This window comes from Streptococcus sp. IsoGale021, assembly GCF_031142795.1.
GTDB lineage: Bacteria > Bacillota > Bacilli > Lactobacillales > Streptococcaceae > Streptococcus > Streptococcus hominis.
In genome coordinates, this window is the sequence record NZ_JAKZJH010000008.1 from 43202 (window position 1) to 59170 (window position 15969).

12 protein-coding genes and 1 pseudogene are annotated in these 15969 nt (G+C 39.5%); 2 read left to right on the top strand and 11 right to left on the bottom strand.

Annotation, left to right across the window (positions count from 1 at the left end):
• Positions 1-130: 130 nt before the first annotated feature.
• The 6 genes and pseudogenes from RG565_RS06820 to RG565_RS06845 all read right to left on the bottom strand — a co-directional run bounded on the left by RG565_RS06820 (position 131) and on the right by RG565_RS06845 (position 7806).
• Positions 131-1891 (bottom strand): ABC transporter ATP-binding protein, encoded by a 1761-nt coding sequence (locus RG565_RS06820; RefSeq protein ID WP_247937067.1) that lies wholly within the window; start codon positions 1889-1891, stop codon positions 131-133.
• Positions 1881-3647, bottom strand: coding sequence for an ABC transporter ATP-binding protein (locus RG565_RS06825; RefSeq protein ID WP_247937066.1), 1767 nt, complete (start codon positions 3645-3647; stop codon positions 1881-1883). Before RG565_RS06825 ends, RG565_RS06820 begins: the two co-directional genes overlap by 11 nt.
• Entirely contained in the window at positions 3640-4098 is a 459-nt protein-coding gene (locus RG565_RS06830; protein WP_003031754.1) for a MarR family winged helix-turn-helix transcriptional regulator, read from the bottom strand. The genes RG565_RS06825 and RG565_RS06830 overlap by 8 nt, the downstream gene beginning before the upstream one ends.
• A gap of 157 nt (positions 4099-4255) precedes the next feature.
• Positions 4256-4666: pseudogene (locus RG565_RS06835) on the bottom strand (peptide deformylase).
• A gap of 67 nt (positions 4667-4733) precedes the next feature.
• A complete protein-coding gene (scrK, locus tag RG565_RS06840) occupies positions 4734-5633 on the bottom strand; it encodes a fructokinase ScrK (protein ID WP_037582535.1) in 900 nt (299 codons plus the stop codon).
• A gap of 274 nt (positions 5634-5907) precedes the next feature.
• Positions 5908-7806: a sucrose-specific PTS transporter subunit IIBC gene (locus RG565_RS06845; RefSeq protein ID WP_247937065.1), complete on the bottom strand. Its 1899-nt coding sequence runs from the start codon at positions 7804-7806 to the stop codon at positions 5908-5910.
• A 191-nt stretch (positions 7807-7997) separates the two neighbouring features.
• Here RG565_RS06845 and RG565_RS06850 point away from each other — a divergent pair, with 191 nt between their 5' ends.
• Both RG565_RS06850 and RG565_RS06855 read left to right on the top strand, forming a co-directional pair.
• Positions 7998-9455 (top strand): sucrose-6-phosphate hydrolase, encoded by a 1458-nt coding sequence (locus RG565_RS06850; RefSeq protein ID WP_247937064.1) that lies wholly within the window; start codon positions 7998-8000, stop codon positions 9453-9455.
• Positions 9436-10401, top strand: a complete 966-nt coding sequence (locus RG565_RS06855) for a LacI family DNA-binding transcriptional regulator (RefSeq protein ID WP_117644842.1) — start codon at positions 9436-9438, stop codon at positions 10399-10401. Before RG565_RS06850 ends, RG565_RS06855 begins: the two co-directional genes overlap by 20 nt.
• 73 nt (positions 10402-10474) lie before the next feature.
• Here RG565_RS06855 and RG565_RS06860 read toward each other — a convergent pair whose 3' ends face one another.
• The 5 genes from RG565_RS06860 to RG565_RS06880 form a co-directional block, all read right to left on the bottom strand.
• Positions 10475-11299 carry a Cof-type HAD-IIB family hydrolase gene (locus RG565_RS06860; protein WP_247937063.1) on the bottom strand — a complete coding sequence of 275 codons (825 nt, stop codon included), beginning with the start codon at positions 11297-11299 and terminating at the stop codon, positions 10475-10477.
• A gap of 142 nt (positions 11300-11441) precedes the next feature.
• On the bottom strand, positions 11442-12365 hold the full coding sequence (locus tag RG565_RS06865) for an ATP-binding cassette domain-containing protein (protein ID WP_003026175.1): 924 nt from the start codon (positions 12363-12365) through the stop codon (positions 11442-11444).
• Positions 12366-12375: 10 nt separating this feature from the next.
• Positions 12376-13443 (bottom strand): ABC transporter ATP-binding protein, encoded by a 1068-nt coding sequence (locus RG565_RS06870; protein WP_049507327.1) that lies wholly within the window; start codon positions 13441-13443, stop codon positions 12376-12378.
• Between the two features lie 8 nt (positions 13444-13451).
• Entirely contained in the window at positions 13452-14378 is a 927-nt protein-coding gene (gene oppC / locus RG565_RS06875) for an oligopeptide ABC transporter permease OppC (RefSeq protein WP_003026180.1), read from the bottom strand.
• Positions 14378-15874, bottom strand: a complete 1497-nt coding sequence (locus RG565_RS06880; protein ID WP_003026183.1) for an ABC transporter permease — start codon at positions 15872-15874, stop codon at positions 14378-14380. Before RG565_RS06880 ends, oppC begins: the two co-directional genes overlap by 1 nt.
• Between the last annotated feature and the right edge of the window lie 95 nt (positions 15875-15969).

Sequence of the window (15969 nt, forward strand, 5' to 3'; positions counted from 1 at the left end):
TTTTGTTAAATGTCTAGTCTTTTATATATAAAGATTATACTTTTTCAAAAAATTTAATAACAAAAAACTCTTTCCGGTCAAATTTTGACTAGAAAGAGTCCCTATTGCAATTTATCGTTTGTCATTTCCTTTACGCATATTCTGCGTCTTCATCAAATTGACTATTGTAAAGATCAGCATAGAAGCCGTTTTGTTCCATCAATTGTTCATGATTGCCTTGTTCAATGATATTGCCATCTCGCATAACCAAAATTAAGTCAGCATTACGAATCGTTGACAAACGGTGAGCAATGACAAAGGAAGTCCGTCCTTCCATTAGTTTATCCATCGCTTTTTGAATCAGCTCTTCCGTCCGTGTATCAACAGATGAAGTCGCTTCGTCCAAGATAAGCAATGGAGCATCCTTAAGAAGGGCACGCGCAATGGTCAGCAATTGCTTTTGCCCAACAGAGAGGCTCACAGTATCGTCCAGCACCGTATCATATCCTTTTGGCAAAGTCTTGATGAAATGATGAACCCCAACAGCTTTGGCAGCTGCCACAACTGCTTCGTCAGAAATATTTTTCTGATTGTAAATCAAATTTTCCTTAATCGTTCCCTCAAATAACCAAGTCTCTTGAAGAACCATGGAGAAGGCATCGTGTACCTCAGAACGTTTCATTTGCTTCGTATCAACACCGTCAATCGTAATGCGACCCTTATCAATCTCATAAAATTTCATCAGCAAATTGACGATCGTCGTCTTCCCAGCACCGGTCGGACCGACAATGGCAATCTTTTGCCCTGCTTTTGCATTGGCAGAAAAATCATGAATAATCGTTCGATCTGGATTGTAACCAAAGAATACCTTATCAAAGGCAACATCTCCTTTTAGGGTCGTAAGTTGTTGCGCTTTGTGTTCATCATTTTCCATTTCAGGCTCTGCTAAAAATTCAAACACGCGTCCCATAGCAGCGCTAGCTTGTTGAAGAGTGGTAATCCCTTGCGCAATTTGTGACAACGGTTGAGAGAAAGTCCGTACATACACCATAAAGGCAACAATCGTTCCCATAGTGACATCGCCATTCAAGGCCATGCTCGCTCCAACCAAAACAACCATAACGTAACCGAAGTTCCCCACAAACATCATAAGCGGCATCATAATTCCTGAAATAAATTGGGATTTCCACATGCTGTTGTAAAGATTCGTATTGAGCGTTTGAAAGGCTGCTTTAGATTCCTCTGCGGCATTGTAGCTGACAATGACATTGTGACCAGAGTACATTTCTTCTACATAGCCATTGACGCTGGCAAGATTTTCTTGTTGTGCTCGGAAAAATCGTTGAGATTTGCCCATAATCAAAGCAACAAAGACAAAGCCAATCAAGACTGAGCCAATCGTTACAAAGGAGAGAACGACATTATTGTAAAACATCATAAAGAGAACCGCAACGAGAAGCAAACTTGATGAAATCACCGTTCCTAAACTTTGGTTCAGAGATTGTCCGACTGTATCCACGTCATTGGTAACCCGTGAAAGAGTGTCCCCTTGGGAATGGCTGTCAAAATAGCGCAGAGGCAATTTATTGATTTTTTCAGCAATAGCAGTCCGCAAACGCTTGGAGAAATGCTGAATAACAGATGAAATGATAAAAGATTGAACGTAATTTAACAAAGCACCTGCTGCATACAAAATCGCTAGGAAAAGAGCAATGTTGGAGATTGCTTTCAAATCAATCTGACTTCGCATTCCCTCTGTGATAAGGTTGGTAATTTCTTTTAATTTGTCCGGTCCATAAACTGTAATAATACTAGACACTGCCGCTCCCACAAATGCAATGAGCAATGGAAGCTGAAAACCTTTGAGATAAGGTTTCACTTGGCTAAATAAAGATGATTTTTTATTTTCCATTTTCCAATTCCTCCTTTGATAATTGTGAGTAAGCAATTTCTTGGTAAACTGCGTTCGTTGCCAGCAATTCTTTATGAGTACCCTGACCGACTACTTTTCCTTTATCCAGTACCAAAATCTGATCAGCATCCATAATCGTTGAAATCCGCTGCGCCACAATCAATCTGGTTGTGTCCTTCACTTTTTTCGCTAATTCTTCCCGCAAAATGCGGTCTGTCTTATAGTCCAGCGCTGAAAATGAATCATCAAAAATCAAAATTTCAGGCTTGCGAGCAAGCGCACGCGCAATTGCCAGCCGCTGCTTTTGACCACCAGAGAAATTGGTTCCGCTTTGTGCAACTTCAGATTGCAAACCGTCTTCTTTTTCTTCAACAAATGATTTCGCTTGTGCCAAGTCCAACGCAGCCCACATTTTTTCATCATCCAATGGACTTTCATTGCTTTGTCCAAAGTCCAAATTACTCTTTATATCACCAGAGAAGAGGACAGCTTTTTGTGGAATGTAGCCAACTTTATTATGCAAATCTTCTAGCTGATAATCTTTGACGTTTACGCCGTCTACTAAAATTCTTCCTTCTGTCACATCATAAAAACGAGGAATTAAGCTAATTAGAGTAGATTTCCCAGAACCGGTTGAACCAATGAAAGCTACGGTTTCACCTGCTTTTGCTGTAAAGCTGACATGCTCAATGACAGCCTCAGAGTTTTTAGCATAGCGGAAAGATACATTGTCAAATACCACTTCTCCTTTAATATCTTTAGCTTCTTTAGGGTGTTCTGGAGACTCAATCGTTGAATATAAATCAAGCACTTCATTAATCCGTCCAGCAGACACCAAGGTACGAGGTAGAATGATAAAAAGAGCCGCCATGAGCATGAAGCCCATTACCACTTGCATGGCATAAGACATAAAGACTACCATATCACTAAAGATAGGCAATCGCTCTGGTAAAGCTGCGTCTTGAATCAAGTAAGCCCCAATCCAATAAATCGCTAAAGTCAATCCGCTCGAAATCCCCATCATAATTGGATTTAAAATTGCCATGAGACGACTGACAAAGAGATTCAAACGAGTCACTTCATCATTGGCTCCTGCAAACTTGTCATCTTGATAGTCTTCAGCATTGTAAGCCCGAACAACACGAATCCCTGTTAGACTTTCACGCGTAATACTGTTCAACTTATCAGTCAACCGTTGAATAACAGATTGCTTTGGAAAGGCAAGTGTCAACAGGACTGTTGCCATGATAACATTCACAATCACAGCCACAATAACTGCCCAGAGCCAGTATTCTGATTTCCCAATGATTTTCGTAATCGCCCAAATCGCCATGATTGGCCCACGCGTCACAACTTGCAAGCCCATGGTAATCATGAGCTGAATTTGCGTAAGATCGTTGGTTGTCCGCGTCAAAAGACTCGGAATAGAGAATCGCTTAATCTCAGCGTCTGAATAATCTAGCACACGATTGAAAATATCTGACCGCAAACTCGTTGTAAAGCTAGCCGCCAATCTAGCCGCAATAAAGCCAACTGTCACAGCACTAAGAAAGCTCGCAAAAGACAGCCCAATCATTTTCAAACCTGGATCCCACAAATCAGAAACTACTGTCCCCCTCGTTTGTAGGAGTTCTGTAATTTTTGAAATATAAGTTGGAACCTCTAATTCTAAATAAACTGTTAAACAAGTAAACAAGATGCTGATGACAATCATCCCTACTTCTTTGACAGTTAAACGTTTAAACAATTTAAACATTCGCTTCTCCTTTTTCTAATTTTTCAATATTCTGGTAAAATTTCCCCATCACTTGAAAAAAAGTAACCAAATCTTCTTCTGAAATATCTGTCAATAGGCAACGATCCATTTCATCAAAAAAATCACGAATTTTATTCATGCGCTCTTTTGATTCCGGCGTTAAACGAATAATCTTAGCGCGTTTATCGGTCTCACTCACTTCCAGATAAATCAAGCCATTCTTCACCATCCGCTTCATTAAATTACTGGCAACGGACTTAGTAATGCCCAACTCCTGCTCAATATCTTTAATAAAGGTCATCTTATCACAGTCTTCGCGGTGATTCACAAAATGCAATACCTGCCCCTGCGGACCCGCCATAAATTCAATTCCTCGCTCTTTGGCAATTTTTTGAATCATTAGATGTGTTTTTCGTCCAAATCGCTTGAATTCCAATAATGGTTTTTCCATTTTGACTTCCTTTCAAATAGTTCTCTAGAGAACCAATTGGTTTCCATGAGAACTATTTTACTATAATTTAAACGAATGTCAAGAAAAAAGTTCCTATGAGAACTATTTTTTTGACCAATTAAAAACCCAGTACTATAAAAGCTGAGTTTTCAGGTCATTAAATCAAAATCCCTTCCAAATGATCCAGTTCATGCTGGCAGATTTGTGCAGGAAAATCTTTCAAAGTCAGCGTTTGCTTTCGCCAATGTTGATCCAAATATTCAACTGTAATTTCCTTATAACGAGTTGTCAAGCGACTCCCCGCAAATGATAAACAGGACTCTTCCGCTCGGTAAGGAGATGACTTCCTTTTCAAAATAGGATTGAACATAACAATAGGAATCACGTCGTACATCAATATAATGATGCGTTTTTGAACTCCAATCATATTGGCGGCCATTCCGACACACTTATCTTTGTTCGCTCTTAAGGTATCGAACAAATCCTGCCCGATTCCGACATCTTCTTTGCTTGCTGGTTGTGCTTTCTGCTACAAAACCAACATATCTTTTACAATTGGTTTAATCATTTTCTTCCTTATATCAAAAAAAGAGCAAGCTTATTCAATATTCACTCACTTGCTCTCAATTACTCAATTATCCTTTGGCTTTTTCGCTGACTTTTTTAGCTAAGACAAAGTTTCCAAGTGTCGCTGACCCATTTCCTGCAACCGCTGGCGTTACAATGTAATCACGTACATCTGGAACAGGCAAATAACCATTCAACAAAACTGTGAACTTTTCACGAACGCGATCCAACATGTGCTGTTGCGCCATAACACCTCCACCAAAGACAATCACATCTGGTCGGAAAGTCACTGTCGCTTGAATTGCTGCTTGCGCAATATAATAGGCTTGAATATCCCAAACAGAGCTGTTTAGTTCAATATTTTCACCTCGAATGCCTGTCCGGGCCTCTAAACTAGGTCCAGCAGCTAATCCCTCTAAACAGCCATTATGGAATGGACACACTCCATTAAATTCTTTTTCCACATCCATTGGGTGTTTTGCAACGTAGTAATGCCCCATTTCTGGATGACCCGTCCCACCAACAAATTCACCACGTTGAATAGCACCGGCTCCAATCCCCGTCCCAATCGTATAGTAAACTAGATTTTCAATGCGTCCGCCTGCATTATTTCGCGCCACCACTTCACCATAAGCAGAGCTATTGACATCTGTCGTAAAGTAAATCGGCACATTTAAAGCACGCCGCAAAGCTCCCACAATATCAACATTTGCCCAATGTGGTTTAGGTGTCGTCGTGATAAAACCATACGTTTTTGAATTAGGGTCAATATCAATCGGTCCAAAAGAACCAACTGCAAGACCGGCTAAATTCTCAAAACGAGAGAAAAATGCAATCGTCTTATCCAACGTTTCAATCGGTGTGGTCGTTGGAAATTGTGTTTTCTCAACTACTTCAAATTTTTCATCCCCAACTGCACACACAAATTTTGTACCACCAGCTTCTAGGCTTCCATACAATTTTGTCATTTCAAAACCTCTTTTAATTTTGTTTTCTTCTCTATTCATTATAGCATATCCTCGTATGACTTCTGAGTAAAAATCTTACTTTTTCTTCTCTTTTTCAAAGAAAAGGGAGTGGGAAAGAACCGGAAAAAGTTCGTTTCCCACCCCGCACAGTTGATTGACAACTTTGAGACGTGAAGCGAGCAAAGAAAACAATAAACCGCTGTGTTAATGTGTTTTGTTAACCAAAAGTGAAGAAGCTGAACCTTTTTGCTCAGCCTCTTATCACATTATACGGTTAGGCTTTTAGCTCAATCACAGCATCGCCTTTCGCTACTGTACCCTCTGCAACAGGAGTAACAGAAGCATAATCAGCTGTGTTGGTAACAATCACCATAGTTGTGTCATCAAGACCAGCGGCTGCAATTTTCGCAGCATCAAATGTACCAAGAACATCGCCAGCTTTCACCTTATCACCTTGAGCAACTTTTTGATCAAATCCGTCACCGTTCATAGAAACTGTGTCAATACCTACGTGAATCAAGATTTCAGCACCATTTGCCGTTTTCAAGCCGTAAGCGTGACCAGTTGCAAATGCAATTGTCACTTCTGCATCCGCAGGAGCATACACAACACCTTCGCTAGGTTTTACTGCGATTCCTTGTCCCATAGCACCACTTGAGAACACTGGATCATTGACATCTTTCAAGTCAACCACTTGACCAACGATTGGAGAAACAATTGTTTCATCAGAAAGGACTGGTGCAGCTGCTTCATTAGCTTCTACTACTTCTTTTGCTTCAGTCACTTCTTCTTCAGCATCTTTGTAACCAAATGCGTAAGTCAAACCAAATCCAAGACCAGTAGTTACAAGTACCATGAAGATATATTGAAGAACTTGCCCATTCAGATAGAGAAGTGTACCTGGGATAATAGTAATACCAAATCCAGTACCAGCAAGTCCAAGAATAGAAGCTAACCAACCACCAGCAGCACCGGCAACAAGACCAAGTACAAATGGTTTACCATAACGTAAGTTTACCCCGAAAATAGCTGGTTCAGTAATTCCAAGACCTGCAGAGAGAGCAGCTGGGAATGCAAGAGCTTTTAGTTTTTTAGATTTTGTTTTTACACCAACTGCAAGAGTTGCACCCGCTTGGGCAGTCATAGCAGCTGTGATGATCGCATTAAAGGCATCTTTTCCTTCATTTGCAATTAATTGCGCTTCTAATAAGTTGAAGATATGGTGAACACCGGTTACCACGATAAGCTGATGTACACCACCAAGGATGAGACCAGCTAAACCAAACGGCAAAGCAAGAATAGCTTTTGTTGCAGCAAGAATGACATTTTCAAGTGAGTGGAAGATCGGACCAATGACAAAGAGTCCAAGAACTGACATCACAAGGAAGGTCAAGAATGGCACAACGAGCAAATCAAGCACATCTGGAATTTTCTTATGCAACCATTTTTCAAGTTTCGCACCAAGTAGTCCAATGAAGAAGGCTGGCAATACTGAGTTTTGATAACCAACTACTGGAATGAAACCAAAGAACATGATTGGCTTTGCAGCACCAGAAGCTACATCCCATGCATTTGGAAGAGCTGTATTGACCAACATCAAACCAAGTACAATACCAATAACTGGATTACCACCGAATACACGGAAAGCTGACCAAGAAATCAAAGCCGGGAAGAAGGCAAAGGCTGTATCTGTCAACACAACTGTGTAAGTATAGAAGTCTGATGCAGCGAATGCTTTTGAAGTCGTGCCAAATAACCCAAGAATTGTATCGTTATTAATCGCACCACGAATCCCCATGAAGAGACCTGTTGCTACGATTGCTGGCAGGATTGGCACAAATACGTCACCAAATGTACGAACGGCACGTTGGAACCAATTCCCCTTTTTAGCTGCTTCTGCTTTTTGTTCACCAGTTGAAGACGTAGGCAAACCAAGTGCTACCACTTCATCATAGATTTTATTCACTGTACCAGTACCAAAGATAATTTGATATTGACCTGAGTTAAAGAAAGCTCCCTGAACCTTTTCAAGATTCTCAACTCTGTCTTTATCAATCTTAGCTTCATCTTTGACCATGACACGCAGACGGGTCGCACAGTGAGCAACACTACTTACATTGTCACGTCCGCCAATGGCCTCAATGACTGCTTTTGCAATGTCCTTATTTTCCATTTGCATCTCCTTATTGAAAATAATTAAAATTTATGAAAGCGATTTAATCGCTCCTACGACTATTATTTTAACATGATTTCAAAATATGTCAAGCGTTTTGCAGAAATTTAATTTTTTTCTATTAAAAAGTTGATTTTTTCAGAGAAAACGTTTACTATATAAGTAAGAAAACTATCTCGGAGGACAAAAGATTGGCTTGGACAACCGAACAACGCTACAAACGCTATGAACAATGGACTGAAAACGAAATCCAACAGATAAAAAATAAAATCGCTACATCACCTTGGCGTGCTACCTACCACGTAGAGCCTGATACGGGACTGCTGAATGACCCAAATGGTTTTTCCTATTTTGACGGAAAATGGATTGCCTTCTATCAAAATTTTCCATTTGGTGCAACTCATGGGCTCAAGTCCTGGGTACAACTGGAAAGTAATGACCTCGTACACTTCACAGAAACCGGTGTTCGTGTTCTGCCAGACACCCCATTAGACAGTCACGGTGCTTACTCTGGCTCTGCTATGCAGTTTGACGACAAACTTTTCCTATTCTATACTGGGAATGTCCGTGATGAGAATTGGGTTCGTCACCCTTACCAAATCGGCGCTTTGCTGGACAAAGACGGACATATTCAAAAACTAAACAAGATCTTGATTGAACAGCCTCAGGACACTACAGATCATTTCCGTGATCCTCAGATTTTTAACTACCACGGACAATTTTATGCCATTGTTGGGGGACAAAACCTTGACAAAAAAGGCTATATCAAGCTTTATAAAGCGGTTGACAACGATTATACAAACTGGGAAGAAGTCGGTAATTTACACTTTGAAAATGATAACACCGCCTACATGATGGAGTGCCCAAATCTTGTCTTTATTGATGAGAAGCCTGTTTTGCTCTACTGTCCTCAAGGTTTATCAAAAGAAATTGTCCCTTATGACAATATTTATCCAAATATGTATAAAATAGGTCAATCGTTTGACACAAAGAAAGTAGCAATTGTTGAACCTAGTCCTCTGCAAAATTTAGATTATGGATTTGAATGCTACGCCACTCAAGCTTTCAATGCTCCAGATGGCCGTGCCTTAGCTGTCAGCTGGCTGGGTTTGCCAGATATCGCTTATCCATCTGACCGTTTCGACCACCAAGGAACATTCTCTTTGGTCAAAGAATTAACCCTAAAAGACGGTAAACTCTATCAATACCCTGTCCCAGCTATCACATCCTTACGCACAGATAATATCCAAACGTTTGCTAACCAAGCGCAAACAAAGAACTGCTATGAATTAGAACTAGAATTTACAGCTGATTCACAAGCTGAAATCGTCCTCTTTGCAGATCAAGAGCATAAGGGGTTACGCATTCGCTTTGACATCAAAAATGGTCAAGTAACAGTTGACCGTAGTCAAGCCGGTGAGCAATACGCTCTTGAATTTGGTACTGTTCGTAGTTGTACGATTGAAAACCAAGCTACAACTGCTACTATCTTCATTGATAAGTCAGTTTTTGAAATTTTTATTAACAAAGGAGAAAAGGTATTTTCAGGTCGCGTTTTCCCTCATGAAAACCAAAACGGTATTTTTATCAACGAGGGAAATCCAACTGGAACTTACTATGAATTAGATTATGGTCGCGAAGTTAACTGATGTTGCAAAAATTGCTGGAGTCAGCCCAACCACTGTATCTCGTGTAATTAACAAAAAAGGCTACCTCTCAGAAAAAACGATTACAAAAGTCAATGAGGCCATGCGCGAGTTGGGATACAAGCCCAATAATCTCGCTCGTAGCTTACAAGGAAAATCCGCTAAACTGATTGGATTGATTTTCCCAAATATCAGTCACATTTTTTATGCCGAACTCATTGACAAATTAGAGCATGAGTTATTCAAAAGAGGCTACAAGACAATCATCTGCAATAGCGAGCACAATTCAAGTAAGGAAAAAGAGTATCTGGAGATGCTAGAAGCCAATCAAGTGGATGGCATTATCTCAGGTAGCCACAACTTAGGCATCTCTGATTATGACCGTGTAACAGCTCCCATTATCTCTTTTGACCGCAACTTATCCCCTTCCATTCCTGTTGTATCTTCGGACAACTATGCTGGTGGTGTCTTGGCTGCAGAAACCTTGGTCAAATCCGGTGCCCAAAATATCATTATGATTACCGGAAATGATAATTCAAACTCCCCGACAGGTCTCCGCCATGCAGGTTTTGCTTCCATTCTACCTGATGCACCAATTATCAATGTATCAAGTGACTTCTCTCCTATTCGCAAAGAAATGGAAATCAAAAATATTTTAAAACATAGAAAACCTGATGCCATTTTTGCTTCAGATGATTTGACAGCCATTTTAATCATGAAAGTCGCTCAAGAATTGGAAATCAAAATTCCAGAGGAGCTAAAAGTCATTGGCTACGACGGAACTTATTTTGTAGAAAACTACTATCCCCAACTAGCCACTATACAGCAACCATTGAAAGATATAGCTTGTTTACTGGTAGATTTGTTGCTTCGAAAAATTGCTGGTGAAGAAGTTGTGACAACCGGCTACTTTCTTCCCGTCCACCTCTCTTCAGGAAAGAGTATTTAATACTGTGAGATAGTTAAACCCCCACTTAAGTATTGAGAAATCTTAAGTGGGGGTTAGTGTTTATTCGTTGTTCTTATATTTTATCTGCCAGAAGCACATCATCAATAGCCTGCGCACAGCCACCGTGGTCGTTATCTGCCACAATAATATCTGCCAAACCTTTGATATTCTCATTGGCATTTCCCATAGCAACACCAAAACCTGCTTCGCGAATCATGCTTTCATCATTGTCAGCATCCCCAACAGCAATGATTTGCTCCATAGGAAGATTTAATTTTTGAGCAAGGTGAGCTAAACCCTGCCCCTTTTCAACTCCTTGCGCTGTTAGTTCAAGACCACTTACTTCAGCTTTTATCATCGTTATCTTTTCAGACAATAAAGTTTCATACGATTGATCTCGATCCCTTGCCGTAAAGTGATAAATATTGATTTTGTCAAAATGCTCTCTCTCCTTAGCTAACAAATCGTAAATGTTATCCACCAAGATAGCTGTTTTATCATAAAGTTCAGTATAAATTTCCATATAAAAGTTAGCAATATTCTCAAAATGTGATTTTTGAAGATAGCCTTGTCCGTCAATCATACAAACCAGCATCAAATCTTGAGCTTCTGCTATCGCCTTCACCTTATCCACTGCTATAGCAGGCAAGGTTTGCTTAGCTAAAACGCATTTAGCCTCCAAATCATAAATCAATGCACCACTTGCAAGAATAGCATAGCGAATCCCGCGCAAATCATCTCCATAAGGAAGCAGTTCTGACAAAGAGCGTCCTGTTGAAAGTACAACTTGTTTACCAGCATCTTGAGCTCTCCCAATCGCTTCAACGCTGCTTTTGGCAATCGTTTTTTTACTAGTCAAAAGTGTTCCATCCATATCAAACGCAATCAATTGATACATTCCATTACTCCTCTTTTCTATCATATCTAGTATAGTACAGTTTAAAATAGAATCGTCCAGAAAAAGATAACATGAATTCAAAAATCACTCTAGATAACCTCTAAAGTGATTTTTAAAATTCTCTCAAAGTCAAAGAATGATGTTATAATTCTTTTTTATATTTTTCAACTTCTGCTTTATTAGCCCACACAAAGTGTCCAGGACGAATTTCGACCATTTCTGGCTTATCCGTTGAATAATCATGCTGATTAGCATCATAGACTTTCAACACTTTCTTCCGTTCCAAGATTGGATCTGGAATTGGCACAGCTGACAATAAAGACTGAGTATAAGGATGAATTGGATTGTTAAAGAGTTCTTCTGTTTCAGCTACTTCGACAATCACACCCTTATAAATAACCGCAATACGATCTGAAATGAAGCGTACAACCGATAAATCGTGAGCAATAAAGAGATAAGTCAAACCTAATTCTTTTTGGAATTTTTTCAGTAGGTTTAAAACTTGTGCCCGCACAGACACGTCCAAAGCTGAAATCGGCTCATCTGCAATGACAAAATCTGGTTCCATAACAAGCGCACGGGCAATCCCAATCCGCTGACGTTGACCACCAGAAAATTCATGCGGGTAACGTGTTAAATGCTCTGATAACAATCCAACTTCATGAATAATATCTTTCACTTTTTTCTTGCGTTCTTCTTCATCTTTAAATAAATGGAAATTATACAAGCCTTCCGAAATGATATAATCAACTGTCGCACGTTCATTCAAACTAGCAGCAGGGTCTTGGAAAATCATTTGAATTTTACGAATGATTTCTGACTCTTCTTCTTTTGATTTTTTGCCATTGATTTTTTTCCCTTCAAAGAAAATCTCTCCATGACTCGTATCATTTAAACCAATAATCGCACGACCAATTGTCGTTTTACCAGAACCAGATTCTCCTACAAGTGAAAACGTTTCTCCTTTATTGATAAAGAAATTAGCATTTTTAACAGCAACAAATTTCTTGCTTCCCTCACCGAAAGAAATTTCCAAATCTTTAACTTCTACTAATTTTTCAGGCATTTCCTTCCTCCTAGGCGTCTAAATGGGCAAAGCCCATTTTTGAGCTAATTTTTTCGTGTAAATCATCAATAACAGCTGGCTTATTCACTTTTGGAGCATTCTCATGTAACAACCATGTTTTTGCCCAGTGGGTATCCGTTACATAGATTTGAGGTGGCTTCTCTTCAAAATCAATTTCCATAGCATAATCTGAACGCAAGGCAAATGCATCTCCTTGCAATTGTGAATAAAGAGATGGCGGCGTTCCAGGGATTGAATACAACTCACCCTTATCATCTGCCAACTGAGGTAGACTAGATAACAAACTCCAAGTGTAAGGGTGACGTGGATCGTAAAAGACTTCTTCTACTGTTCCATACTCTACGATTTCACCAGCATACATAACCGCAACCTTATCTGCAATACTTGCTACCACTCCAAGGTCGTGGGTGATAAAAATAGTTGTAAATTCATATTCTTGCTGCAAAGATTTCAACAAATCAATGATTTGTGCCTGAATCGTAACGTCAAGCGCTGTCGTTGGTTCATCACAGATAAGGATATCAGGTCGACAAGCAAGCGCAATAGCAATAACAATCCGTTGACGCATTCCTCCTGAATATTGGAATGGGTATTCATTAAAACGCTTTTCAGCATCAGGAATGCCGACCTTATTCATATAGTCAACAGCCATTTCTTTTGCTTCTTTTGGCGTTTTCTTTTGATGCTTGATAATCACTTCTGTAATTTGGCTACCAATTGTGTTAATAGGGTCCAAACTCGTCATCGGATCTTGGAAGATTGTTGCAATTTTAACACCGCGTATAGGTTCCCAATCTTTATTAGACTTCAATTTTGTCAAATCTTGTCCACGGTAATCAATCGTTCCTTGAGCAACTCGACCATTTTCCTCTAACATTCCTGTAAATGTCTTTGTCAAGACAGACTTACCAGAACCAGATTCTCCTACAAGTGCAAGAACCTCACCTTCGATAAGGTCAAGCGAAACACCACGAATGGCTGTTAAGACTTTATCACGAACGTCAAATTCCACGACAATATCGCGAGCAGTCAATATTACATTTTTTTCTTGTGTCATATTTACTCCTATCTATGTGTACGTGGATCACTAGCGTCCGCTAAGTTTTGACCGACAACGAACAATGAAAGAGAAACCAAAATCAAGGTTGTCAATGGAATCCAGAAAAGATACGCATTTGTTGTCACGTTTTGTGAATAATCTGAAATTAACCGTCCCAAACTTGGTACTGTGACAGGAAGCCCTAAACCAAAGAACGATAGAAACGCTTCATAAGAAATGAAACTTGGAAGCAGTTGCGAAGCCGTGGTCACAATAACAGAAACCAATTGTGGCATGATGTTTTTCACGATGATTTTCAGTGTTGGCGTACCCAAAGTTCGGCTGGCAAGGTTATATTCCAAGTCGCGATAACGCATGATTTGGATACGAATCGTATAAGCAATCCCAACCCAACCTGTGATGGTCATAGCAAAAATCAAGTTCCAGAAACCAGCACCAATTGAATAAGTCAAGACAATGACAATCAAGAGAGAAGGGATGTTAGAAATGATATTATACACTTCCATCATGATACGGTCAACGGTTTTTGAAATTCCCCAGATACCGCCAATCACAATACCAATAACTAAGTTAATCACGGTTGCAATGACAGAAATGAGGATGGAGTTACGAGCTCCAAACCATACTCCGTCAAAAAGAGATTTCCCGTTGCTATCTGTACCAAACCAATATTGACCGTTTGGTTTAATATAACGCGCACCGAAATCATTCACCTTGCTGACATCGTTAAAGTCAAAATCTGAGAAAATCGGATAAATGAAACTCATCAAAATAATAGCGACCAAAATTCCCAACATGATAACTGTTGATTTCTTTTTTAGGAACTGACGCATAACTGATTTCCAGTAAGAATAGGCTGGAGCATCAATTGTTTCAGAGGCAAAATCATCGCGTTTGACAAATTGGAACTTAGTCTTATCAATTGTAGCCATTATTTACCTCCTTTTGATGTTAATTTAATACGTGGGTCAAGTACTGTCATCAGAATATCACCCAATAGAAGAGCGAAGATAGAAAGACAAGTAAAGATAAAGACAAGACCAACGACCATAGAATTATTTGAAGCTTTAACAGAGTCAATCAACATCTTACCCATACCAGGGAAAGCAAAGACTGTTTCAGTCAAAGTTGCACCTGTAATAACCCCAATAACTGAGTTTGGAATGCTGGATACAAGTGGCACCATGGCATTTTTGAAAATATGTTTATTAGAAATTTCTTTTTCAGAAAGACCTTTTGCACGTGCAAAACGAACAAAATCTTGTGATTGCAAGTCAATCATATAACGGCGAATCCACACTGCTGTCCAAGGCGCACTCAAGAGTCCAAGAATAACTGCCGGCAGCACATAAGAGCGCCAATCACCTGCTCCCAAAATAGGGAATGAATCAGGCAAACCAATTGCTGAGCCAATCAACCGAATGATATAAACCAAGGCAATAGTTGGCAGTGACATTAAGAAAGTCAAAGCACCGGTTGAAATACTATCAAACAATGTATTCTTAAAGCGAGCCATATAAGATCCAAGTGGAACGGCGATTAAGTATGACAAGGCCAAACCAATCAACCCAACAATAGAAGAGCTCACAATCATAGATGGATATTGATAATTGCTCTCTGTCGCCGTATAAGGATCATCTTTTCCGTAATTAGCAACATCGCGTGCATCGGCTTGTTTTGGAGACTTGTATGTACGCGTATAAATATTAACAGATGATGTTTTCTTTCCTGTTGGAAATTGAACTTCTGATGTCTTCGTTTGACCTTGCCCTTGTGAAATAACCTGTAAAACAGGAAGATTAGCATAGGTCGGATAAGAAGTTCCTAGATTTAATCTTACAAAATTTTGGTGGATAAATGGAAACTGACTATTGAAGTACAATAAATATTTATGTCTCGTTCCAGAACCAACAACAGACCAACCAATAGCAGGATCATTTTCAATGCGAATATAACGCTTCAAATTCGGATTAGAAGCATCTTTCACAGCACCTGTATGGTCAATTTGAATCAAATTACCATAGAAACCAAGAACGCGTTCATAGACTGGAACTTCACGAGTTGCATAAAATTGCTTGCTTTCTTTAAATTGCTGCAATTTCCAACCGCGTCCCAGCTTTTTGATGTAAGCTTCATAGATTTTTTTATTTGCATTAGTAGGTTCTACTGTTACAGAGGAATTCTCTTTACTAGCTTTTTCTTGTAATTCCTTCGTATCATAGTAGTCAATGTAACCCATACGCTCAAAAATCGTATTTTCGTAATTGGCTTTTTTATCAGGAGTTGTCGCTATTTTGTTATAGTTTGGGTCCTGTTTGAAAATCAACTTCCTAGGCACCATGGTATAGATAATGGTGTAAGTCAGCGTTGTTACCATGAAAATAGATACTAAAGAGCGTAAGATACGCATAAAAATATATTTCTTCATTTACCGTTTCCTTTAAAATCCCAAAAGAACTTTCCCTCCTGTTAGAGAAAGTTCTGATGAGAAGTTTATTTTACATGATCTGCTAATTCTTTTTG

Bases quoted from the DNA above. Each gene is read 5' to 3' on its own strand.
- RG565_RS06820 (WP_247937067.1), bottom strand. From the start codon at position 1,891: ATGGAAAATAAAAAATCATCTTTATTTAGCCAAGTGAAACCTTATCTC.
- RG565_RS06825 (WP_247937066.1), bottom strand. From the start codon at position 3,647: ATGTTTAAATTGTTTAAACGTTTAACTGTCAAAGAAGTAGGGATGATT.
- RG565_RS06830 (WP_003031754.1), bottom strand. From the start codon at position 4,098: ATGGAAAAACCATTATTGGAATTCAAGCGATTTGGACGAAAAACACAT.
- scrK (WP_037582535.1), bottom strand. From the start codon at position 5,633: ATGACAAAATTGTATGGAAGCCTAGAAGCTGGTGGTACAAAATTTGTG.
- RG565_RS06845 (WP_247937065.1), bottom strand. From the start codon at position 7,806: ATGGAAAATAAGGACATTGCAAAAGCAGTCATTGAGGCCATTGGCGGA.
- RG565_RS06855 (WP_117644842.1), top strand. From the start codon at position 9,436: ATGGTCGCGAAGTTAACTGATGTTGCAAAAATTGCTGGAGTCAGCCCA.
- RG565_RS06860 (WP_247937063.1), bottom strand. From the start codon at position 11,299: ATGTATCAATTGATTGCGTTTGATATGGATGGAACACTTTTGACTAGT.
- RG565_RS06865 (WP_003026175.1), bottom strand. From the start codon at position 12,365: ATGCCTGAAAAATTAGTAGAAGTTAAAGATTTGGAAATTTCTTTCGGT.
- RG565_RS06870 (WP_049507327.1), bottom strand. From the start codon at position 13,443: ATGACACAAGAAAAAAATGTAATATTGACTGCTCGCGATATTGTCGTG.
- oppC (WP_003026180.1), bottom strand. From the start codon at position 14,378: ATGGCTACAATTGATAAGACTAAGTTCCAATTTGTCAAACGCGATGAT.
- RG565_RS06880 (WP_003026183.1), bottom strand. From the start codon at position 15,874: ATGAAGAAATATATTTTTATGCGTATCTTACGCTCTTTAGTATCTATT.